The sequence below is a fragment of the Embleya sp. NPDC005971 genome, from assembly GCF_040629175.1.
Classification (GTDB): domain Bacteria; phylum Actinomycetota; class Actinomycetes; order Streptomycetales; family Streptomycetaceae; genus Embleya.
In genome coordinates this window covers 1-4,285 of record NZ_JBEXUX010000153.1, presented here as the reverse complement: position 1 = coordinate 4,285, position 4,285 = coordinate 1, and the positions used below count along the sequence as shown (strand labels likewise).

Here is a 4,285-nt window from a genome sequence, read left to right as displayed (position 1 = left end):
GTCCCTGCCACGCACCTCGCCGCCATCCCGGGACAGGACTACACGACCGTCCCGGGCGCCCCGGACAACGTGAGCGAACTGCTGCCCGCTCCGGTCGCCCAGGACTGACCTGCGGGACAGCGCGTCCGGGTCCCCAAGATCACGAACTCCCGTGCGGGACAAGGCCGTCCCGCGTCCCGCCGCGCTCGGATTTTCGCCACAATCCATCACAGACCGTGATATAAAGGCGGCACGACAACAGCAAAACGGCCCCCACCTGGCGTTGGAGCGCCAAGCAAGGGCCTGACCGCCGCAGGCAGCAACCCGCGGACGGCTACCACTCGGAGATCCAGGAGATCCCGTCATGGCTTCGCGAAACCGTATCTCGCGGTTGATCGCCAGGTGCACCCCGCACCGGCGTGTCCCGCACACACCACCCCTGCGGGACACCGTCCCGCCCCCGCCCTGGTGGGTCCGCGCCTTCACCGCGATCGGCCGACCCAAGGTCGCCGTCATCGTCCTGATCATGTGTGCGCCAGGCGAGCACCACCTCGCCGTCCTGGCCGGGTGGGACACTCGTCTCGCCTGGGGCATGGCCGCAGTGCTGGCGGCATACGCAGGCATCGCAACCGCCGTTGCCGACGCCCGGCCCGCAGGAGCCCCCGGCAAGAAGAGCGCCGACCGCGGCGCCGTCCTGGCCCTACTCCTGGCGATGGCCGCCCAGCCCGTCAGCCACCTGTTCGTCACCGGGCACTGGACGGCAACCCCACGTGCCCCCATGTGGCTCGTGATTGTCGTGTCCTGCGTCCCGCCCCTCGTCCTGGGCCACCTGTTCCACCTCGCCGCCACCCCCGTCCCCCGGGCGGGACAGGCCGGGACAGTCGTCCCGCAGGCCGGCGGCCAACCCCGGCGGGTACCGCGCCGGTTCGTCGCCACCGGCCGGGTCGTGCTTCCCGGGCCGACCGCCATCCCGGTGTCCGTCCCGGTCGTCCTGGCCCCCAGTGCCGCCGCGTCCCGCGCCGTCACGGAGCCCCGGCGCAAGGCCCGCACCACCGCCCAGGTCGCCGAAGACCACGGCGTCAAGCCGGACACCGTCCGCAAGTGGGTCGCCCGCGGCATCCTCACCCCGCTCCCCGAGCGGGACAGCGGCGGCGGGCACCTCTTCGCCCCCGACGCCACCCCCAAGCTCTCCGTCGCCACCGGGTGATGCCCGCCGCCCTGACGGGCGTGCTCCTGGCCAACCTCGCGCTGATCGGCCTCCTCGCCATCGCGCCGAGCATGCCCGCACGCACCGTCCACCGCACCGCACTCCGACTCGCCGGCATCTGGGCGCTCATCGCAGCCGCCGCCGCGCTCTACACCCACTGAGGACCCGCCATGAACCTGTACGCACTCGCCGGCGAAATGCTCGCCGCTCAGGCCCCCACCGCACCCGTCACTCCCGCCGCAGGCGCCAACAGCACCCTCACCGTCAACGTCCTCGCAGTCCTCGCCCTCTCCGCCCTCACCTGGTACAACGCCAAACACAAGAAGGCCAGTTGGGCGCACCTCGTCGTCGCCGTCCTCCTCGGCGTCGCCCTCGGCTCCGGCACCGCCATCGGAGCCTCCTGCCAGCAGATCATCAACTCCGGTGCCGCCGCCCTCTCCGGCATCGTCGGCTCCGTCTGATGGGACCCGTCGACCGCGCCGCGGCACACGTCCACCGGGCGGTCGACGGCCACCACACCCTGGTCGACCGCATCACCGCCTGGGTGGCGAGCGAAGGGGTCGGTACGGAGGGGCGCCGCTCCACCATCGCCACCCGAGGCGGCATCCTGATCGGCAGCGCGTGGATCGGCTGGCAACTCGGGCCAACCGCCCTGGCGATCGCCACCCCGGCCTGGCTCGCCGCATCCTGGCGGGCCGGGCCGGCGGCGGCAGCGACCGACGACCCGACCCCGCCCCTCGACCCCGAAGCCGCCCGCCTCCGCGACCTCACCGCCATCCGCACCGCCATCGGCGACCGGCGCGGCATCCACCTCGCCGAGATCACCGACCGCATCCAAGCCGCAGGCATCGACTGGACCACCGCCGACGTCCGGGCCTGGATCACCGGCCATGGCGTCCGCGTCCGCGACTCGGTCCGCGTCGGCGGCAAGGCCGGCAAGGTCCGCGCCGGAGTCCACCGGGACGACCTGGAGGCCGCTCTCGACCCCGCTCCCCGATCGGACCCCGACCCCTCTCCGCCCGGTGTAGTCGCAGGTCACGACGCGCTACACCCGCCGCTACAGGCCGAACTACCGCCCGCCGGAGAGCGGCGCTACACCCTGGACGACGAGCCTCTGTGGCCCGGAACCGCCCGCACGTGACAGTCCGATACGAGAGGATCCGTCCATGGACACCATCGCTTGGCCGCTCGCCGACGTCCTGTCGATCACCACCGGCCGGCTGCTCTCCCGGAGGCGACCGCCCATCGACGGCGTGTGCGAACTCCTCACCTACATGACCGGCGAGCGCACCATGTTCGGCGACCAGCTCGAAGCGTTCAGCGTCAAGCGGACCACCGAGGTGGCTCACCCCGAACTCCTCCGGCAGCACCCCTGGTTGGTCGACGCCCAGCCGGAGGGCATCACCGAGCGCACCGCCCTGTACGCGTGGCTGGTCGAGCAGGAGCGCGTCCACGGCGAGAGCATCCGCATCGCGCCACTGCCCCGGGACGGCTCGTGAAGCTCCGGTTCCCGCGTCTCCGCCGACGCGGCGGAACAACGCCCCCGCGCAGACCGGGCCCCGACGAAATCCTCGCCCGGCTCTCGCCCGGCAGCATCCACTGCACCCGCTGCGGCAAGTCCAGGACCGGCGGCAGCGTCGACCCCCAAGCGCTGGCCTGGTTCAGCGACCACGAATCCACCATGGAGACAACGTGAGCAAGTCGACCCTCGGCGAGTTCATCGAGCGCCTGTTCCGCTACCTCGCCGACCGCGCCTGCACATTGGCCGACCTGTTGGACGGTACCGCCGAAGGAATCGCCACCCTTGCCGCCGCAATCCGCGCGTTCGCCACCACCCTCCACCCGGCGACGCCGTGACCGACGACCACCCCGACTGCCAGGAGGCGTGGCGGCCATGACCGACACGAACCAGGCCGTGGTGGCCTGTGGTTGCGGCCGGAACATGGCCCTCGACGCGCGGCGGGGTCGTGGCGCCTACCGCTGCGGATGCGGCGCACGAACTAAGGTCTCCATCCCCACTCCACAAGGCACGCGATGCGTCGGTACGCACCAGGGCGAAGCCTGCCGCCTGCCGACCGAGATAACCGAGCCCCTGCCGCTCTGCGCGGACCACTTCACCTCCACCGGACTCAGGCGGTTCGCCTCCTGGGTCCAACAGACCGACGAGACAATCGCGATGCTCGTCGCGGTCGAACTCGAGAAGGGCAACCGCCGGCGCGTGCTCCCCGGGTACGAGGGCGCTGTCGCCGAGCAGGACATCGAGACCTGGGCGAAGAGCATCCTCCGCGAGCGCGGAGGCTACAGCGACCAGACCGACGACGATCGCGGCGCGCTGCGCGAGGAGTTCCGCACGAAGGCCGAGCGGGACGAGGAGACCGGGAGCGTCTACTTCATCCGCTCCGGCAACGCGGTCAAGATCGGCAAGTCGTTCGACCCACTCAAACGCTTCGCCCAGATCCAGGCGCCGAACACCGAACTCCTCGCCACCGAGCCCGGGTACACACATCGCGAGCGGATGCTGCACCTCAAGTTCTCCAAGTTCAGGCTCAACGGCGAGTGGTTCAGTCTGGAGCCGGCCCTGGTCCGGTACATCAACTACCTCCGGGAAGAGGCGGGCGACGCGCCGATCAACCTCTCGCTTGCATCGTGATCGCCTGGGCGTCACACTCCCCTTAGGCGTAGTGCGCCCGCAGACAGACGAGAGCCCCGCAGACCAGCCCCTGGTGCGGGGCTCTTCGCATGCCCGGAGGAGGTCACCATGGAACCGGAATACGACCCGACCGACTTCAAGGCAAGCGACTACGCCACCGTCCGCGACGTCGCCGAACGTGTTGGCGTCACCGAGGCAGCGGTGCGCAAGTGGATCGAGCGGCAAGGCATCACGGCCGTCGGCCGGTACCCGTTCCCGGACAACCGCAAGATCTACCGCGCCGTCGACCTGGAGACAGCCGAACTGGCGACGCGGCTCCGCGCACCCGACCGGGCAGTCCCCGAGATCGCCGGCTGGCAGCGGCTCATGCGGGCAGAGCGGCAGCAGCGGACGGAGGCGGCGTGAGCGACTCGACCTTCGGCGACCGCATCAACGCACTCGGCGTCGAA

Annotated in this window: 8 protein-coding genes; all 8 read left to right on the top strand. The window is 71.1% G+C overall.

Annotated features, from left to right (window positions below; all coding sequences use genetic code 11):
• Positions 1-343: 343 nt before the first annotated feature.
• The 8 genes from ABZ374_RS48030 (at position 344) to ABZ374_RS47995 (ending at position 4,241) form a co-directional block, all read left to right on the top strand.
• Positions 344-1,186, top strand: coding sequence for a hypothetical protein (locus tag ABZ374_RS48030; protein ID WP_360325028.1), 843 nt, complete (start codon positions 344-346; stop codon positions 1,184-1,186).
• Entirely contained in the window at positions 1,186-1,347 is a 162-nt protein-coding gene (locus tag ABZ374_RS48025) for a hypothetical protein (RefSeq protein WP_360325026.1), read from the top strand. The genes ABZ374_RS48030 and ABZ374_RS48025 overlap by 1 nt, the downstream gene beginning before the upstream one ends.
• 9 nt (positions 1,348-1,356) lie before the next feature.
• Positions 1,357-1,647, top strand: a complete 291-nt coding sequence (locus tag ABZ374_RS48020) for a hypothetical protein (protein ID WP_360325023.1) — start codon at positions 1,357-1,359, stop codon at positions 1,645-1,647.
• Complete coding sequence (locus ABZ374_RS48015) at positions 1,647-2,327, top strand: hypothetical protein (RefSeq protein WP_360325020.1); 681 nt, start codon at positions 1,647-1,649, stop codon at positions 2,325-2,327. Before ABZ374_RS48020 ends, ABZ374_RS48015 begins: the two co-directional genes overlap by 1 nt.
• A gap of 25 nt (positions 2,328-2,352) precedes the next feature.
• Positions 2,353-2,685 (top strand): hypothetical protein, encoded by a 333-nt coding sequence (locus ABZ374_RS48010; RefSeq protein WP_360325018.1) that lies wholly within the window; start codon positions 2,353-2,355, stop codon positions 2,683-2,685.
• Between the two features lie 193 nt (positions 2,686-2,878).
• Positions 2,879-3,043, top strand: a complete 165-nt coding sequence (locus ABZ374_RS48005; protein ID WP_360325015.1) for a hypothetical protein — start codon at positions 2,879-2,881, stop codon at positions 3,041-3,043.
• 37 nt (positions 3,044-3,080) lie between these two features.
• Positions 3,081-3,836: a GIY-YIG nuclease family protein gene (locus ABZ374_RS48000; RefSeq protein ID WP_360325013.1), complete on the top strand. Its 756-nt coding sequence runs from the start codon at positions 3,081-3,083 to the stop codon at positions 3,834-3,836.
• A 108-nt stretch (positions 3,837-3,944) separates the two neighbouring features.
• Positions 3,945-4,241: a hypothetical protein gene (locus tag ABZ374_RS47995; protein WP_360325010.1), complete on the top strand. Its 297-nt coding sequence runs from the start codon at positions 3,945-3,947 to the stop codon at positions 4,239-4,241.
• Positions 4,242-4,285 lie beyond the last annotated feature (44 nt).